Source organism: Mycolicibacterium anyangense, assembly GCF_010731855.1.
In the GTDB taxonomy this organism is placed as follows: Bacteria; Actinomycetota; Actinomycetes; order Mycobacteriales; family Mycobacteriaceae; genus Mycobacterium; species Mycobacterium anyangense.
In genome coordinates, this window is sequence record NZ_AP022620.1 from 2,433,829 (window position 1) to 2,453,338 (window position 19,510).

Sequence of the window (19,510 nt, forward strand, 5' to 3'; positions counted from 1 at the left end):
CCGTGCCTAGCTCTCGCTCGCAGATACCTCGGCCTGCGCACTGGGCTCCTCCCCCAGCCGCTCACTGAGGCTCCGCACCGTCGGCGCCTCGAGCAGGACGGTCGCCGCAAGATCGCTGCCGAGCGCGGCGTTGACGGCGGCCACCGCACGCATGGCGGACAACGAGTCGCCGCCGAGGTCGAAGAAACCGTCGTCAACACCCACCTGATCGACACCCAGGACCTGGATGTAGATGTCGGCGAGGATCTGCTCGACGAGGGTGGCCGGACCGCGACCTCCGTCGGTGCGCTGATGGGGCGGTTCCGGCGAATCCGGCACTGCGCCTAGCGGTTCCACGGTCAACGGCTCGGTGGGGTCAGCCGTCATGGCCGATAGGATGCGGCGGAACCGCTCGATCACCGTGTCGATCTCGTCGGCTCCGAACACCGCAGTGCTGTATTGGAAACGCAGGTCGAGTTCGGCGCCCGGCACCGCCTGGACAGCCAGCGGGTAGTGGTAGTGGTCGCGAGCGCTGATAGCGGTGATCGCAAGGCCGTCGGCGCCGGACAGTGCTGCGGTGTCGGTCGGATAGTTCTCATAGACGAACACCGTGTCGAACAGCTGCCGATGTCCGGTGGCACGGTGAATCTCGGTCAGCCCCAGATGCTCGTGCTCGAAGGTGTGGTTGTGCGCGGTGCGCAACTGGTCGAGAAGATCCGATGCGGTGGTCTCGCCGGTGACGGTCGCACGCACCGGCACCGTGTTGATCAGCAACCCGACCATCTGCTCGGCACCGATGACCTCGGCCGGCCGGCCCGAAACCACCGAGCCGAAGGCGATGTCGCCGTGACCGGTGATCGACATCAGAACCTGCGCGAAGGCAGCCTGCAGGACGGTGCTCACGGTGGTGTGGTGCGCGCGCGCCAACTCCCCGAGCGCACGGGTGCTGTGCTCGGATACCTTGAGCGAGGCCACCTTCCGCGGGGCGAGGCCCAACGGGTCGGCCCGGCCCACGAGTGTGGGGGCGCCGAAACCGGCGAACACCTCGGCCCAGGCCGCCCTGGCCGCGTCCCGGTCACGGGTGTCCAGCCAGTCGACGAACCGGCGGTACGGCACCGCGGTGGGCAGCCGCTGCCCGTAGTAGCCGGCGAAAATCTCCTGCAACAGGATGGGCAGCGACCAGCCGTCGAGCGCGATGTGATGATTGGTCAGCACACACCGGTGGGTGTCGCCGCCGACGTGGATCAGGGCAATGCGCAGCGCCGGCTGTTCGGCGAGGTGGTAGACGGCGGCGCGTTCGGCGGCACAGATCCGGGCGATCTGCTCCTCGACATCGCCTGCCGCCGGGTCGATGTCGAGGTAGCGGCACGTCACGTCGGGATCAGCCGGGATCACCTGGACCGGCTGGTCGAACCGCGCACAGAACCGGGCACTGAGGTGCGGGTGGCGACCGATGGCCGCACGCGCGGCGTCGCGCAGGCGATGCTGATCGAGCCGGCCGTCGAGGGTGACGTCCAGCTGCACGGCATACACGTCGTCGGCGCCGCCGCCGGCTCCGGCCTGGAACAGCAGGCCCTGCTGCAGCGGCGTCAGGGGAAGGATGTCGCTGATCTGCTCGGTGGAGCACAGCTCGTCGATCTGGGTCTGGGTCAGTCGGGCGGGGGCAATGTCCGACGGCGTCAGACCACCACCGCCGGCGCGCACGTGCGCACAGATCCCGGCCAGCGCGTCGAACCACAACCGGCTCAGCCGGCCGACCTGTTCCTCGGTCAATACCGAAGGCGCCCAGGTCCATCCGGCACGCAACTGCGGTCCGGCGCCGACGTCGACCGTTCCGGCGTTGAGTTCGACGGTGTGCATGAGCGGCATCGATATCGCCGCCGCGATACCGGCGGCCGGTCCACCGTCCTGCCGGATCTCCCAGATGTCACCGGATGCCTCGGCTCCGCCGAGCCGGCCCAGGTAGTTGAACCCGATCGCGGGGTCGGCGCCACCGAGGTCGACGTCGTGGTTGAGGTAGCGCAGCAGACCGTAGGTCAGGCCATCGGGCAACGCACGCAGCTGCTCCTTGGCTTCCTTGACATAGGCGCCCAGCGCCGCTGCACCGGAGGTGATCTGAGCCCAGTCCAGTCCACCGGCGGTCACCGCCACCGGATACTTGGTGGTGAACCAGCCGACCGTGCGGGACAGGTCCACGCCGCGGGCCAGTTCCTCGTCGCGGCCGTGTCCTTCGACGTCGATGGCGACGGGACCGTCTGCGGTGCCGCTGAATTCGGCGACCGCCAGCACGAAGGCGATGAGCAGGATCTCGTGGATACCGGCGTGGAACGCCGTCGGTACCTCGCCGAGCAGCATCCGGGTCGTCGTGACGTCGAGGTCCACCGACAGGCTGCCCGCGGTGGCGTAGGTGTCGACGTCGGGCTGCACCGGCGGCAGCGCGGCGGGGATGGCCGCGATCTGCTGCCAGGTGCCCAGCTGCGCCACCACATCGGGGCGATGCGCGTGCTCGGTGAGCAGAGTGGCCCAGCGCTGGAAGGAGGTGCGAGCCGGATGCAGGGCGACCGGCTGGCCGCCGTGGATCTGTGCCCAGGCAAGGTTGATGTCCTCCAACAGGATTCGCCAGGACACCCCGTCGACGGCCAGGTGGTGGACGATCATGACCAGATGCCCGGTCGACGGCTCCCACAGTGCGCTGAGCATGGCGCCGGCAGCCGGGGCGAGCCGGGAACGGGCGGCGACCACGGCGTCCTCGGTGACCACATCGACGTGCTGCACACACGCCCGGGCGTCGACCGTGCCGGATTCGGGCACCGTCAGCGACCATCCGCCCGCACCGTCGTCACGCACCTGCAGGCGCAGCATCGCGTGCCGGTCCAACAGCGCCTGGAGCACGGTCACCACGTCGTCCTCGGTCACCCCGATCGGGGCCTGCACCACCAGGGTCTGGTTGAACTGGTCGACGGGCCCCTCGACGCCGGCCAGCCAGGAGATGATCGGCGTCGCGGCAACGGGTCCCACGCCTTCGTCGATCTCCTCGGCATCCTCGACCGCGACGCCGGCCACCCGGGCCAGCCTGGCCACCGTGTGTTCGACGAAGATGTCGCGCGGACGGAAGACCAGGCCTGCGGCCCGGGCACGGGCGACCACCTGCATGGACAGGATGCTGTCGCCGCCGAGTTCGAAGAACGACTCGTCGACGCCGACACGGTCCAGTCCGAGCACCTGGGCGTAGATGTCGGCCAGGATCTCTTCCACCGCGTCGGCCGGAGCACGGTAGGACTCGGCGTCCTGGTAGTCCGGCGCCGGCAGCGCTCGGGTGTCGAGCTTGCCGTTGACGGTCAACGGCAACGCCGTCAGCACCACGATGGCGGTCGGCACCATGTAGGACGGCAACCGCTCGGACAGCGTGGCACGCAGGGCCGCCGGATCGGCGTCACCGACGATGTAGCCCACCAGGCGCTTGTCGCCGGGCCGGTCCTCGCGGACGATCACCGTGGCCTGGGTGACACCGTCGAGTGCCGCCAGCGCGGCCTGGATCTCGCCGAGTTCGATGCGATAGCCGCGGATCTTGACCTGCTCATCGGCTCGGCCCACGTACCGCAACTGCCCATCGGCGCCCCACCACATCAGGTCACCGGTGCGGTACATCCGCTCGCCCGGCTCACCGAACGGGCACGCCACGAACCGGGTGGCGCTCAAGCCGGGACGGCCCACGTAACCGGCGGCCAGTCCGGCCCCGGCCACGTACAGTTCCCCCACCACGCCCACCGGAACCGGCCGCAGATTGCGGTCGAGCACGAAGAAGCCGAGGTGGGTCAGGGGTACGCCGATGGGGCTGGCCACGCTGTCGACGTCGGCGGCGGTGATCTCCCGGAACGATGCGTGCACGGTGGTCTCGGTGATGCCGTACAGGTTGAGCAACCGCGGCGACTCGGGATGGTTGTCCAGCCAGCCCCGCAGCCGTTGCGGCTCAAGGGCTTCACCGCCGTACACCACAGCCTTGAGCGCCAGGCGCCGCCCGACTTCGGGCGCGGCGGCCTCGGCGGCCTGCAGCGCGTAGAACGCCGATGGCGTCTGGCTCAGTACGGTGACTTCTTCGCCGGCCAGCAGTTCGAGCAGATCCTCCGGCGAGCGGACCACCGCATCGGGAACGACGACCACCCGGCCGCCGTAGAGCAAGGCACCCCAGATCTCCCAGACCGAGAAGTCGAAAGCCAGCGAATGGCATTGCGACCACACATGTCCACCCAACCCCATGTCGGCGTCGAGGGTGTCGAGCAGCCGGGTGACGTTGCGGTGCGGGATCGCCACCCCCTTCGGGGTCCCAGTGGTCCCTGAGGTGTAGATGATGTAGGCGATGTCATCGGCTGCCGGCCCGGACAGCGTTGCCGCAGCCACGGTTTCGGTGTCGGATTCGGCGCCGAGGTCGTTGAGGTCGACCACCGCCAGACCGCGTCCGGCCAGCCGGTCGGTGAGATCGGTGATCGTGACCGCGGCGATCGGCGCGGAGTCGTCGAGGACGAAGTTCATCCGCGCCACCGGTACGGCGGGATCGATCGGCACGTAGGTGGCGCCGGTCTTGACCACCGCCACCATGGCGATCACAGCCCGGGCCGTGCGCGGCAGCAGCAGCGCGACCCGTTGGCCGGGACCGACCCCGTGGCGGGTCAGCACGGTGGCCAACCGGGCGGCTGCCGCGTCGAGTTCGCCGTAGCTCAACGATGTACCGTCGCCGCGGACCGCCACCGCCTCGGGCCTCGCCGCCACCTGGGCGTCGAACAGATCGGCGATCGAGACCGGAGCCTTCGCAGGCGCGGCCAATGCCCGCCGATTGCCCCAATCATCAAGGCGAGCACGCTCTTCGGCGTCACGAACGTCGATCGAGGACAGCCGGACGGCCGGGTCGGCCGTCATCGCCGTCAGCACCCGTTCGAGACGCTGGATCAGGGTCTCGATGGTGGCGGCGTCGAACACGTCGGTGCGGAACTCCACGGCACCACCGATACCGGCCGGTTTGCCCGCGTCATCCCAGCGCTCGGCGAGGGTGAACGACAGATCCATCCGGGCGGTGTGGGTGTCCACCGGCAACGGTGTCACGTCGAGATCACCCAGCGTCAGGCCGGCGGCCCGGCTGCTCTGCCAGCCGAAGTTCTGCCATGACAGCAGCACCTGCACCAGCGGATGGTGGGTCAGGCTGCGGGTGGGGTTGAGGCGTTCGACGAGCACCTCGAACGGCACGTCCTGGTGCTCGTAAGCGGCCAGGCTGCGGCGGCGCACCTGGGCCAGTACATCCTCGGCCGTCGGGTCCCCAGCGAGGTCGACACGCAACACCAGGGTGTTGACGAAGAAGCCGACCAACTCGTCGAGCGCGGCATCCCCGCGCCCGGCGATCGGGAAGCCCACGGCCACATCCGAACTCGAGCTCAGCTTGGACAACAGCACCGACAGCGCCGCCTGCACCACCATGAAGCTGGTGGCGTTGTGCTCGCGGGCCAGCCGAGCGATCTGCTGCTGGAGCTCGGCGGACCAGTCGAGGGCCACGCTGGCGCCGCGATAGTCGGCGACCGGCGGGTAGGGCCGGTCGGTGGGCAGCTGCAGATGTTCGGCCATCCCAGCCAGCGCGGTGTCCCAATAGCCCAGCTGGGCGGCGATGCGGCTGTCGCCGTCGGACAGATCGCCCAATTGCGCCCGCTGCCACAGCGTGTAGTCGACGTACTGCACGCCCAGGTCCGTCCAGCCGGGGGCCGCACCGGCGGTGCGGGCGGCGTAGGCGACACCGAGATCGGCGACCAGTGGCGCGATCGACGCGCCGTCGGCGGCGATGTGGTGCACTACCGTCACCAGCACATGCTCGTCGTCGGTCAGGCGGAACAGCTTGGCCCGCAACGGGATCTCGGTGGCCAGGTCGAAGGCGTGGGCGGCGACGTGCTCGACGGCCTGGTCCAGCTCGGCTTCATCCCAGCCGGGCGCCTCGACGATCTCCCAGCCGAAGTCGGACTGAGCGGCGGGAACCACCACCTGATGGGGCACACCGTCGGTGGCGGGGAACAGGGTGCGCAGGCTCTGCTGGCGGTCGACCACATCGGCCAGTGCCGCACCGAGTGCGTCGGCGTCGAGGTAGCCGCGTACGCGCAGCGCCACGGCGATGTTGTAGATCGGCGAGGGTCCCTGCAGCTGGTCGATCACCCACAACCGGTTCTGGGCGAACGACAGCGGGATGGCATCGGGGCGCTCGCCCGCGGTGAGCGGCTCGGATTGCTCGTGGCCGCCGGCGATCCGGGGCACGAGCTGCGCCACGGTGGGCGCCTCGAACAGGGTGCGCACCGACAGCCCGGCTTCCAGCCCGTTGTTCACCGCGGCCACCAGGCGCATCGCCGACAGCGAGTCACCACCGAGGTCGAAGAAGGAGTCATCGACACCGACCCGCTCGACACCGAGCACCTGGGCGAAGATGCCGGACAGGATCTCCTCGGTGGCCGTCGACGGGGCGCGGTAGTTCTCGCCGTCGCGATACTCCGGCGCCGGCAGTGCGCGGATGTCGAGCTTGCCGTTGACGGTCAGCGGCAGCGCGTCGATCGCCACCACCGCGGCCGGCACCATGTAGGCCGGCAGCCGCTCGGCCAATGCTGCCCGGGCCTTGGCCGGTTCGGCCGAGCCGACCAGGTAACCGACCAGACGCTTGTCGCCGGGCCGGTCCTCGCGGGCGATCACGACCGCCTGCTCGACACCGTCGAGGGCGGCAAGCGCGGCCTGCACCTCGCCGGGTTCGATGCGGTAGCCGCGGATCTTGACCTGCTCGTCGGCCCGCCCGATGTACTGCAACTGCCCGTCGGCGCGCCAGCGCACCAGGTCGCCGGTGCGGTACATCCGGGCGCCGGGGCCGCCGAACGGTGAGGCGACGAAGCGTGCCGCGGTCAGTCCGCAGCGGCCCAGGTAGCCCATGGCCACGCCGCGGCCGGCCACGTAGAGCTCGCCGACCACCCCGGTGGGTACCGGTCGCAACCATTCGTCGAGGACGAACAATGCCGCGGTGGAGACCGGGGAACCGATTGGCGCAGCGCCGGAACCCACGGTCACCGGCGCGCTCATCGAGGCGTAGACGGTGGCTTCGGTGGGACCGTAGGCGTTGATGACCACCCGCCCCGGCGCCCACTGGTTGACGACGTCGGCCGAGCAGGCTTCACCGCCGAGCAGCAGCGCGACCGACTCCAGCCCGTGCGGGGACAGCGCGGTGACCGCCGACGGGGTTTGGGTCAGGACGTTGACCTCGGTGGCGATCAGCAGATCGTGGAATTCGTCGGGCGCACCGACGACCGACTCGGGGACCACCACCAGGCGGCCACCGCCCAGCAGCGCAGCCCAGATCTCCCACACCGAGAAGTCGAAGGCGTACGAGTGGCACTGGGTCCACACCTGTTGGGCGGGAAGTGTTTCCGGGGTGGAGGCCGGCAGGTGCGCGAGGTTGCGGTGGGTCACCGCCACCCCCTTGGGGGTGCCGGTGGTGCCCGAGGTGTAGATCAGGTAGGCGACGTTGCCCGGGTCCGGCGCCGGCGGCGCGGTGGCCGGGGCGGCCGCGATGGCTGGGTCGGCGATATCGAGGACAGCCAGCTCGCCGCCGAGGCGTGAGCGCAGCGCCGCAGTGGTGACGATGATGGCCGGGGTGGCATCGGCGAGCATGAAGTCGATGCGGCCCTCGGGTAAGGCCGGGTCGATCGCCAGGTAGGCGGCGCCGGTCTTGAGCGCGGCCAGCATCACCACGACCGCCTCGGCGGAGCGCTCCAGCAGCAGGCCAACGCAGTCGCCCGCGCCGACCCCGCGGTCAGACAGGATGTGCGCCAGCCGGTTTGCGGCCTCGTCCAGCTCGGCGTAAGTCAGCGAGGTCTCCCCCGCGACGACGGCGACCGCATGCGGGGCCCGGGCCACCTGTTCAGCGAGAAGTTCGGGCACCGACTTGTCCGGCGGTTCGGGCGCGCTGAGCACCGCGCGGTTGCCGACCTCGTCGAGGTGGGCGTGCTCGGTCTCGGTCAGCGGATCCACCGACGACAGTCGGCGGCTCGGGTCGGCGGTCATCGACGCCAGGACCCGCTGCAGGCGGGCCACCATCGCCTCGATACTGGCCGCGTCGAAGACGTCGGTGCGGAATTCCACCACACCGCCGATGCCGGTCGCTTCACCGGCGCGCGTCCACCGCTCAGCCAGTGAGAACGCCAAATCGACTTTGGCGGTATGGGTTTCCAGCGGGATCTGGGTGATCTGCAGATCGCCGAGGGCCATCACGATGTCATCGCTGGCCTCGGCGGGCAGGTTGCGCCAGGACAGCATCACCTGCACCAGCGGGTGATGGGTGAGCGAGCGGGTGGGGTTGAGGCGTTCGACCACCACTTCGAAGGGCACGTCCTGGTGCTCGTAGGCGGCCAGACTGCGGCCGCGGACCTGGGCCAGCAGCTCGGCGACGGTGGGGTCACCGGTCACGTCGACGCGCAGCACCAGGGTGTTGACGAAGAAGCCGACGAGGTCGTCGAGGGCCGGGTCGCGGCGTCCGCCGATCGGGAAACCCACGGCCACATCGGATGTCCCGCTGAGCTTGCTCAGGAGCACGGCAAGGGCGGCCTGGATCACCATGAAGCTCGTGGCGTTGTGGTCGCGGGCTACCTTGGCGATCTGATTCTGCAGGTCGGCGGGCCAGTCGATGACGATGTTCTCGCCACGCTGGTCGGCCACCGGCGGGTAGGGCCGGTCGGTGGGCAGCTGCACCCGCTCGGGCATCCCCGCCAGGGCCTTCTCCCAGTAGGCCAGCTGGGCGGCGATCAGGCTGTTGTCGTCGTCGAGATCACCGAACTGCTGGCGCTGCCACAGCGTGTAGTCGATGTACTGGACCGGCAGGTCGGACCAGAACGGCGGCAGCCCCATGGAGCGGCTGACGTAGGCCACGCCCAAATCGCGGACCAGGGGCGAGATCGACAGGCCGTCGGCGGCGATGTGGTGGGCCACCGAGACCACGACGTGGTCGCTGTCGCTGATCCGGAAAAGCCGTGACTGCATGGGGATTTCGGTGGCCAGGTCGAATGCGTGACTGGCCACCGCGTCGATGGCCGCGTCAAGCTCGGCGTCGGTCCAGCCGCTGGCGTCGACCACCTCCCAACCGAAGTCGGCGCGCTCGGCAGGCACTACCACCTGCCGGGGCACCCCACCGGGAGCGGTGAACACGGTCCGCAGGGATTCGTGCCGCGCGACGACGTCGGCGAGCGCGGCACCCAGCGCGTCGACGTTCACCGGGCCCTGCAACCGCAGACCGACGGCCATGTTGTAGGCCGGTGAGGCGCCCTGCAGTTGATCGAGGAACCACAACCGGTTCTGGGAGAACGACAATGGGACCACGTCGGGGCGCTGCTCGACCGCGGTCAGCGGCGCCAGTTCGCCCTCGCCGCCACGGATGCGGGGTGCCAATTGGGCGACGGTCGGCAACTCGAACAGGGTGCGCACCGACAGCCCGGCATCCAGCGCGGCGTTGACCGCCGCCACCAGACGCATCGCCGACAGCGAGTCCCCACCCAGGTCGAAGAACGACTGATCACGGCCCACCCGTTCGACGTCGAGCACCTGGGCGTAGATACCCGACAGGATCTCCTCGACCGCGGTGGCGGGCGCCTGGTAGTTCTCCCCGTCCTGGTACTCCGGGGCTGGCAGTGCGCGCTTGTCCAGCTTGCCGTTGACGGTCAGCGGAAGTGCCTGCAGCACAACGATGGCCGACGGTACCATGTAGGCGGGCAGCTTCTCCCCCAGCCGGGCGCGTAGCTCTGCCGGCTCGACAGCGCCGGTCACATAGCCAACCAGACGTTTGTCGCCGGGGCGGTCCTCCCGGGCGGTCACCTCGGCCTGGGTGACACCGTCGAGGGCGGCTAGCGCGGCGCGCACCTCGCCGAGTTCGATGCGGAAGCCGCGGATCTTGACCTGCTCGTCGGCGCGCCCGACGTAGCGCAGCTCCCCGTCGGTGCCCCAGTACACCAGGTCACCGGTGCGGTACATCCGCGCACCCTCGCCGCCGAACGGGCAGGCGACGAACCGGGCTGCGGTCAGGCCCGGCCGGCGCCAATACCCCAGCCCCGCACCGGAACCGGCCACGTACAGGTCGCCGACCACGCCGGGGGCCACTGGGCGCAGCCAGGTGTCGAGGACGAAGAACGCCAGGTGGTCCATCGGAACACCGATGGGGCTGGCCAGGTTCGCCGTGTCCTCGGCGAAGATCTCCCGGAACGAGGCGTGCACCGTGGTCTCGGTGGTGCCGTAAAGGTTGAGCAGCCGGGGCGCGTCCGGGTGGTCGTGCACCCACTGGGTCAGCCGCTGCGGCTCGAGTGCCTCGCCGGCGAAGATGACGGCCGAGAGTTGGAGCCGGCGGGCGATGTCGGGTTGCTGTACGTCGGCGGACTGCAGCGCGTAGAACGCCGAGGGGGTCTGGCTGAGTACGTTCACCTGCTCGGCGGCCAGCAGCGCGTGGAACTCCTCAGGAGACCGCGCGATCGACTCGGGCACCACGACCAGCCGGCCGCCGTAGAGCAACGCACCCCAGATCTCGCACACCGACACGTCGAACGCCAGCGAATGCCATTGCGACCAAACCTGTTCGGGGGCCAACTCGGTGTCCAGCGAATCCAGCAGCCCGATCACGTTGCGGTGGGTGATGGCCACGCCCTTGGGCACGCCGGTGGTGCCCGAGGTGTAGATGATGTAGGCCATATCGTCCGGGCCGGGCGCAGGCAGGGCGGTGGTCGGCTGGGCCGCGACGACGGGATCGTTGATATCGATCACCGTCAGGTCGTGACCGGCCAGCCGATCGGAGAGACCGGTGGTGGTGACCGCGGCGACGGGCAGGCTGTCGCCGAGCATGAACTCCATCCGGGTCAGCGGCACCGCGGGGTCGACCGGCACGTAGGCCGCACCAGCCTTCAGCACGCCGAGGATCGCGACGATCGCCTGGGACGACCGGGTGAACAGCAGCGCGACCCGCTGCCCGGGGCCCACCCCGCGGGAGGCCAGCAGGTGGGCGACCCGGTTGGACGCCTCGTCGAGCTGGCGATAGGTCATCGACTGCCCGTCGCAGGTCAGCGCGAGCGCGTCGGGCACGCGAGCCACCTGCGCGGCGAATAGCGCCGGGATGGATTGCACTGTCGTAGCGGGCTTGTCGAGCACGGCCCGGTTGGTCCAGCCATCAAGGCGGGCGTGCTCGGCGGCGTCGAGCACACCGATCGACGACAGCGGCTGGTTCGGGTCGGCGACCATCGCCGCCAGCAGCCGGGTGAACCGCGCGATGATCGAGTGCACGTCGGCCACCGAGAAGATGTCGGTGTCGAACTCGACGCGCAGGCTCAGCTCGGTGCCCGGAAGTGCCTGAACCGCAAGCGGATAGTGGTTGTATTCGCGGTGGGTGATGTCGGTGATCGCCAGCCCGTCGCCACCGGAGAGTCCGGCGGCGTCCAGCGGATAGTTCTCGTAGACGAAGAACGTGTCGAACAGGTGGTCCTGACCGGTGATCCGGTGAATCTCGGCCAGCGCCAGATGCTGGTGGTCCAGGGTGTGGCTGTAGGAGTCCTGCAGTGCGGCGAGCAGGTCGGCGGTGGTGGTCGCCGCGGTGGCGGTGGCCCGCACGGGGACGGTGTTGATGAACAGGCCGACCATCGAGTCCGCGCCGAAGAGCTCATCGGGCCGGCCCGACACCGTGGTGCCGAAGGCGACGTCATGCTGTCCGGTCATCGACATCAGCAACTGCGAAAAGCCAGCCTGCAGAACGGTGCTGACGGTGGTGTGCTGGGAGCGGGCCAGCTCGCCAAGAGCCTGGGTGATCTCGGCGGGGACCACGAACGACTCGACGGTGCGGCTGCCGGTCTCCATCCGGTCGGCCGGCCCCACCAGGGTGGGCGTCTCGAAACCGGAGAGCACGTCGCCCCAGGCGGCGCGGGCGGCATCCAGGTCGCGGCCGGACAGCCAGTTCACGAACCTGCGGTACGGGACGGCTGGCGGCAGCCGCTGGCCGTAGTACCCGGCGAAGATCTCACCGAGCAGGATGGGCAGCGACCAGCCGTCGAGCACGATGTGGTGGTTGGTGAGCACAAGCCGGTGCTGATCGGGGGCGATCCGGACCAGTGCGGCCCGGAAAGGGGGCTCGTCGGCGAGTTCACCGACGGCGGCCCGCTCCTGGGCGCAGACCTGCTCGATCTGGGCCTCGACATCACCGCTCGTCAATTCGACGAAGCGCCAAGGGGCTTCGGGATCGCCGGGGATGATCTGTACCGGCACGTCGAACTTGTCGGAGAACCGGGCGGCCAGGTTCGGGTGCCGGGCCACCACCGCGTTCACCGCGTCGTGCAACCGGTGCTGATCGAGCAGGCCGGCCACCGAGATCTGCAACTGCACCGCGTACACGTCGTCATGGCCCTGCGCCGTGCTGGCGTGAAACAGCAACCCCTGCTGCAGGGGTGTCAGCGGCAGTACGTCAGCGATCCGCATACTGGCGCGCAAGCTCGTCGATTTGCTTCTGGCTCAGGCTCACTGCAATGTCGGACGGCGTCAGCCCACCGCCACCGCCTGCGACGTGTGCGCAGATACCTTCGAGTACCTCGAACCACCGCGTGCTCAGAAGGGCGACCTGCTTCTCGTTCAGCACCGACGTCGCCCACGTCCAACCGGCCCGCAGCTGCGGTCCCCGGTCGGTGTCGACGGTGCCGGCGTTGAGTTCCAGGGTATGGACCAACGGCATCGGGATCGACGCGGCGGCACGGGTGACCGACCAGCCGTCCGCACTCATCTCCCACACCCCGTCGGTGCCCTCGGGTCCACCGAGGCGGCCCAGATAGTTGAAGCCGATCGCCGGGTCGGCCCCGTCCAGATCGACATCGTCGTTGAGGTAGCGCAGCACGCCGTAGGTCAGGCCATCGGGCAGGGTGCGCAGTTGTTCCTTGGCGTCCTTGACCAGGTTGCCCAGCGCCGCACCGCCCGCGGACACCTGGGGCCAGTCGATCGCGTCGAGCGTCAGTGCCACCGGATATTTGGTGGTGAACCAGCCGACGGTGCGCGACAGGTCGACCTCAGCGGCCAATTCCTCGTCACGGCCGTGGCCCTCCACGTCGATGGCGAGGGTGCCGCCGGTGCCGAACATCGCGTCGACCGCGACGGCGAAGGTGATCAACAGGATTTCGTGGATGCCGGCGTGGAACGCGGTGGGCACCTCACCGAGCAGGGTGCGGGTGGTTTCGACGTCCAGGTCCATCGACAGCGTCCCGGCGTTGTCCAGGGTGTCCACCTCGGGCTGCAGCGGCGGCAAGACGGCCGGCACCTTCGCGATCTGCTTCCAGGTCCGCGCCTGCGCCACCACGTCGTCGTCGCGGGCATGCTCGGAAAGGATTGCGGCCCAACGCTGGAACGAGGTCCCCGGGTCCGGCAGGACGATGTCGTGCCCGCCGCGCAGCTGCGCCCAGGCGATGTTGACGTCCTCGAGCAGGATGCGCCACGACACCCCGTCCACCGCGAGGTGGTGGACGATCAGCACCAGTTGACGAGTGGCGGTGGCCCACAACGCACTGAGCATGACACCGGTAACCGGGTTCAGCCGCGAGCGCGCCGCCGCCACCGATTCATCCGAGACGACATCGGTGACGCTCAGCAGGGACTGGGCGTCGATGGTTCCGGCGTCGGGCACCGTCAGCGACCAGTCGTCGCCAACCCGCAGCCGCAGCATGGCGTGCCGATCGAGCAGGGCCTGCAGCACCGCCACCACGTCGCCTTCGCCGGCACCGGCGGGGGCCTGCAGCAGCACCGTCTGGTTGAACTGGTCCGTCGGTCCCGGAATGTCCTTGAGCCAGCTGATGATCGGGGTGGCGCGTACCGCTCCGGTGCCCTCATCGACCGCATCGGGCGAGCCGTCGCTGACCATGGCGACCCTGGCCAGCCGGGCCACGGTCTGCTCGACGAAGATGTCGCGCGGGCGGCACAGCACACCGGCGGCCCGGGCCCGGGCGACCACCTGCATCGACAGGATGCTGTCGCCGCCGAGTTCGAAGAACGACTCGTCGACGCCGACCCGATCCAGGCCGAGCACCTGGGCGTAGATATCGGCCAGGATCTGCTCCACGGCATCCGCTGGCGGCCGGTAGGACTCGCTGTCCTGGTACTCCGGTGCGGGCAGCGCGCGCTTGTCGAGCTTGCCGTTGACCGTCAACGGCATCGCGTCGATCACCACGATCGCGGCGGGCACCATGTACTCCGGCAGACGCGCGGCCATCGCGGTCCGCACCGCGGCGGGGTCGACCTCACCGGTGGCGTAGCCCACCAGTCGCTTGTCGCCGGGGCGGTCTTCGCGCACGATCACCTCGGCGTGACCCACCCCGTCGACGGCACTGAGCGCGGCCTGGACCTCGCCGAGTTCGATGCGGTAACCGCGGATCTTGACCTGCTCGTCGGCCCGGCCAACGTAGCGCAGCTGACCGTCGGCGCCCCACCACATCAGGTCACCGGTGCGGTACATCCGCTCACCGGGCGCCCCGAACGGGCACGCCACGAACCGGGTCGCGCTCAGCCCGGGCCGGCCCACGTACCCGTCGGCCAATCCGGCGCCGGCCACGTACAGCTCGCCAACCACACCGGCGGGCACCGGCTGCAGCCAGGCGTCGAGGACGAAGAAGCCCAGGTGCGCCAGGGGCACACCGATCGGGCTGACGGCGGTCTCGACGTCCGCGGCGGTGATCTCCCGGAACGACGCGTGCACCGTGGTCTCGGTGATGCCGTACATGTTGATCAGCCGCGGGGCCTGCGGATGGTTGTCCAGCCAACCCCGAAGGCGTTGCGGCTCAAGGGCTTCCCCACCGAACACCACGGCCTGCAGCGCCAGTCGCTGACCGAGTTCCGGGCCCAGCGCGTCAGCGGCCTGCAGCGCGTAGAACGCCGATGGCGTCTGGCTGAGCACGCTGACCTTTTCGTCGACCAGCAGCGCCAGGAACTCTTCCGGTGAGCGCACCACCGCGTCCGGCACCACCACCAGGCGACCGCCGTAGAGCAGCGGGCCCCAGATCTCCCACACCGAATAGTCGAACGCCAGCGAGTGGAACTGGGTCCAGACCAGCCCGGCCAGGTTCATCTCCGCGTCGAGGGTCGCCAGCAGCTGGGTGACGTTGCGCTGCGGTATCGCCACGCCCTTGGGCTTACCCGTGGTGCCGGAGGTGTAGATGATGTAGGCGGTGTCGTCGGCCGACGGCTCGGGCACTGCGGTGGCCGGGTGGCCGGCGAGATCCAGATCATCGACGATGACGACGAGCACGTCTCGCCCGTCGAGGCGACCGGAGAGTTCGGTGTTGGTGATGATGGCGGCCGGTGCCGAGTCGTCGAGCACGAAGTCCATGCGGGTGACGGGCACGGACGGGTCGATCGGGATGTAAGCCGCGCCGATCTTGACCGCCGCCAGTATCGCGACGATGGCTCCGGCCGACCGGGGCAGCAGGACCGCAACCCGCTGCCCGGGACCGACACCGTGGCTGGTCAGCGCATGGGCCAGGCGGTTCGAGGCCTCGTCCAGCTCCCGATAGGCCAGCGACTGGCCGTCGGCGCTCAGCGCCACCGCGTCGGGAGTGCGGGCCGCCTGCGCGGCGAACGCCGCCGCGATCGAGACCGGCTCGCCCGGTGCACCGGTGAGCGCGGCACGATTGCCGGCCTCATCGGAGCGGGCATGCTCGTCGGCGTCGAGCACGTCGACCGAGGACAGCCGCCGGCCCGGGTCGGCGATCATGGCCACCAGCACCCGTTCCAGGCGCCGGGCCAGATCGGCGGCGTCGAACTTGCAGAACAGCCGGCCCGCGCCCAGCGTGCCGAGGAACAGTTCGTCACCCACGCCGGAGAAGATCAGACCGAAGTCACCGACGAATCCGGAGTTCGTCATCGTCGCCGTCGCGTCGATCCCGCCGAAGTCGAGCGCGAACGCATTGGGGAAGAAGTCGACCACCACGCGTTCGGCGGACTGCCCGGAATTGCGCAGATGTGCCTTACGGCCCAGTGCCTGCACCGGGAACCGCTGATGCTCCAAGGCCTCGCGGATCCTGGCGTCGACGTGGGTGCACAGTTCGGCGACGGTTGATGCGGCGGCGACCTGCAGCACCAGCGGCACCACACCGGCGACCATGCCCGGCATGGTCTTGGCTTCCGGAGCCACCCGGCGACCGACCGGGAAGTCGAGCACGACCTCGGATCCCTCGGCGCACCAGGGGCGCATCAGGATCGCCGATGCTGCGGTGATCACCGAGGAGCGCGGCATGTTCCACCGGTCGGCGAGCTGCTGGACCCGACGCAGGACGGCGGGGTCCAGCTCCACCGGTGCGGAGCTGAAGTTGGGGTCCGGCTCGTCGGACACTGGCGTCGACGGGTTGGCCGAACCGGTTTCGGCGGGCAGGTTCTCGGTCCAGTACGCGAGGTCCGCGGCGTAGTCGGCGGAGGACTCGTACGCCGATTCGAACTCGACCAGATCGGCCAGTGAGCCGAAGTAGGCGGGCGGGATGGGCTCGCCGGACACGATCGCGGAGTACACCGAGGCCACCCGGTTGCCGAACAGACCGATACCCGCGGCGTCCATCACGATGTGGTGGAAGCAGCCGAAGACGAAGTACTCGGCGGCCCGGGTCTGGAAGATGGCATACCGGAACAGCGGTCCGGTGAACGGCATCGGAGTGCGCTGGATCGCCAGCGCCCGCGCCCTGGCCTCGGCGGCCGGATCGTCGGCGGCGGTGAGGTCGTGGAATTCGATATCGATCTCGGGGTAATCGACGGGCCGCTGGTACACCTGGCCGTCGTCCTCGAAGCAGGTCACGCGCAGCGGCTCCGCCTCCTGCATGACCCGGGTGATCGACCACTGCAAGGCGTCGAGATCGACCGCACCCTCGATGTGCACCAGCAGACCGACCTGCCACTCCGTCCCGGAGTGGCCCATCTCCTGATCGAGCCAGATGTCTAGTTGTGCGCGCGTCAGCGGCAGCACGCGATCGTCACGTTCCATGGAAATCCCCGGCACCGGAGTGACTCAGCGACCGTCGGCCTGCGCCCCGGCTAACCTCTCTCGTAAAGCCCTGGGCCGAATGTCGGTCCAGTTCGTCTCGATGTACTCCAGGCACGCGGCCCGGTCCGCTTCGCCGAACACCACTCGCCAGCCCGCGGGCAGATCGGCAAAAACCGGCCACAAGCTGTGCTGTTCCTCGTCGTTGACCAAGACGAAGAAGCTGCCACCGTCGTCGTCGAACGGATTGATGCTCACCGAGTCTCCCGACCACTACGTCAATAACTGGAACAAGTTCTAAACCATACGTTGTGATGTGACAGCTGTCACGTACTTGCATGTGACCCCAATCACGTTCACAGCAATGATTACACCACTTTTTAAGACATCTTCAAAATGGATCCTGAACAGGAACGATGCTTAGTCCGTTAAACGAACACTGTGGGAACGAGCGAAATCCTGTAGCGCATCGGCCGCCATCGACGCACTCGTCGCGGGTTCGGTGATGTGGGTGGCCAGCTCGCGCGCCCTGGCCACGCAGTCCGGGGCGAGGATCGCCCGCAGGTCGGCGACCAGCGACTCCTCGGTGGCGGTGGAGAATCGCCGGGCGGTGCCGACCTTCAACCGTTTCACGGCGGCGCCGTAGATGGCATGCACCATGTCCCAGTACAGGATCAGCTGGGGTACCCCGGCACGCATGACGATGGGGGTGGTGCTCGACCCGCCGTGGTGCACCACGGCACGGCAGGCCGGGAACACCGTCGCGTAGTTCAGCACGCCGACCACCTTGACGTGGTCGGGGACCGCGACGCTGCCGAAGTCGGTGCCGGCCGCCCCGATCAGGGCCCGCTCCCCCAGCCGCGAACAGGCCGCCGAGATCATCGCGATGGTGTCGGCCGGTGATTCGACGGGGATGCTGCCGAAGCCGAAGAAGATCGGCGGGCTGCCGGCGGCGATCCAGGACGCCACCTCGTCGTCGGTGTCGGTGGCCAATTCCAGGGTCAGGGTGCCGACGAACGGTCGCTGGGCCTCGACTGCCGACCACTCGTCGGCCAAGCCGGGGAAGCAGGCTGCGTCGTAAGCCTGAATTTCCAGCGAGCCGTGTTCGGTGATCCGCCGCGGCGCCGACCCGGCGGCCTTGGGCAGCCCGAGCTCACGGCGCTGGGTGTCTTCGACCCTCTTGGTGCCGCGCCACGACACCCACCAGAACGCCTCGACCACCGCCCGACCCAGCCTCGGCGGCAGGAACGGCAACACCTCGGCGTTGGGCCGCAACGGGAAGTAGTGCAGTGTGGCCAGTGGGATGTCGTAGTGCTCGGCGACATTGGCGGCGGCGTCTTCGAAGTTGATGCCGGAGAAGATCAGATCCGCGCCGTCGGCCAGCGACATCAATGTCGAGCTCATCTCCTGCCAGCCCTGCAGCAACGGCCCGGCGATCGCGGCGCGCGCCGCGGCCATCGTGCGGATCTTCCACGGGGTACTGAAGAAGCAGGTCCAGAAATCCCGGTGGGCATCGAGGATGGCCCGCGATGGGGGCCCGAACGCCACTGCGGTCGGACCCGCCGCCGCGGTGAAATCCACCAGATCGGGTGGCACCGCCATGATCACCTCATGGCCGCGGCGCACCAGTTCCCTGCCGACGGCGAGGCTGGGCTCGACATCACCGCGACTCCCCCACGTCGCCAGCACGAATTTCATTGTGGGGACGTCAGTTTCGGGCAGAACCGGCGCCCGCGCTGAGGAACTCGTCGAGGTAGCGCGGCGACTTCAGGTTGAGTAACCGCTTGCGGTCGGCCTTGAGATCGGCGTAGGTCAGGCCCTCGATCTGTTCGACCGAGTACGGCAGGGTGGATTCCGGTGCCCCCTTGCGCACGAAGCCCACCCCCTGATCGCACTTGAGCACACCGACCAGCAGATCGGGCCGGGTGCTGCGCAGATGGACGATCGCCTTCCACACGTCACCGTTCCACAGACCGATGACCAGGGGCCCGGACTGCCCGGCGATGAAGTCGTCCCACGACTCCGCACGCCGGCCCGCCAGTTCGAACGGCGGATTGCAATCGTGCAGGAAGATCACGCCATCGTCGCGCAGGAACCGCAGCGTGTTCTCGACGTCGCGCACCACCTGTTCATAGGTGTGCATACCGTCGATCAGCGCCACGTCGATGGGCCGCTGGGCCAGGAAATCGCCCTGGGTGGCGAAGAAGTCGTCGCTGGTCACTTCGAAATAATGGGTGGCACGCCCGCGGGCGTCCGCCTGCGCGCGGGTCTCGTCGGACAGCCGGAACGCCGGGTCGACGGCGATCTTCTCGTCGGCACTGATCTGCCGGAACGCCAGGCCCTTCGAGACCCCGATCTCCAGATAGACGGGGTTGGTCCGCCCGTCGAGCGCGCGCTGCACCGCTTTGATCCGGTTCACGCCGGGCAGGGCATCCACCAACATGGTGAGCCTGTCGTTGAAGTTCACGGCGACGATCCTGCCCACACAACCGGTTCGCTGACAAGGGG

At 69.1% G+C, this 19,510-nt stretch carries 5 protein-coding genes; all 5 read right to left on the reverse strand.

The features are described from left to right. Positions 1-6 precede the first annotated feature (6 nt). The 5 genes from G6N35_RS11450 to G6N35_RS11465 all read right to left on the reverse strand — a co-directional run bounded on the left by G6N35_RS11450 (position 7) and on the right by G6N35_RS11465 (position 19,469). Positions 7-12,480 carry a non-ribosomal peptide synthetase gene (locus G6N35_RS11450; protein ID WP_170313126.1) on the reverse strand — a complete coding sequence of 4,158 codons (12,474 nt, stop codon included), beginning with the start codon at positions 12,478-12,480 and terminating at the stop codon, positions 7-9. Further along, positions 12,467-17,005, reverse strand: a complete 4,539-nt coding sequence (locus G6N35_RS27820) for a non-ribosomal peptide synthetase (protein WP_170313127.1) — start codon at positions 17,003-17,005, stop codon at positions 12,467-12,469. The genes G6N35_RS11450 and G6N35_RS27820 overlap by 14 nt, the downstream gene beginning before the upstream one ends. 24 nt (positions 17,006-17,029) lie before the next feature. Further along, complete coding sequence (locus tag G6N35_RS11455) at positions 17,030-17,260, reverse strand: MbtH family protein (RefSeq protein ID WP_163804361.1); 231 nt, start codon at positions 17,258-17,260, stop codon at positions 17,030-17,032. A 162-nt stretch (positions 17,261-17,422) separates the two neighbouring features. Then, positions 17,423-18,700 carry a glycosyltransferase gene (locus G6N35_RS11460; protein ID WP_163804362.1) on the reverse strand — a complete coding sequence of 426 codons (1,278 nt, stop codon included), beginning with the start codon at positions 18,698-18,700 and terminating at the stop codon, positions 17,423-17,425. A 10-nt stretch (positions 18,701-18,710) separates the two neighbouring features. Then, positions 18,711-19,469, reverse strand: a complete 759-nt coding sequence (locus G6N35_RS11465) for a class I SAM-dependent methyltransferase (RefSeq protein WP_246224282.1) — start codon at positions 19,467-19,469, stop codon at positions 18,711-18,713. Positions 19,470-19,510: the final 41 nt, after the last annotated feature.

Excerpts from the sequence above, each read along its gene's own strand:
- G6N35_RS11450 (WP_170313126.1), bottom strand. The coding sequence starts at position 12,480 with ATGCGGATCGCTGACGTACTGCCGCTGACACCCCTGCAGCAGGGGTTG.
- G6N35_RS27820 (WP_170313127.1), bottom strand. The coding sequence starts at position 17,005 with ATGGAACGTGACGATCGCGTGCTGCCGCTGACGCGCGCACAACTAGAC.
- G6N35_RS11460 (WP_163804362.1), bottom strand. The coding sequence starts at position 18,700 with ATGAAATTCGTGCTGGCGACGTGGGGGAGTCGCGGTGATGTCGAGCCC.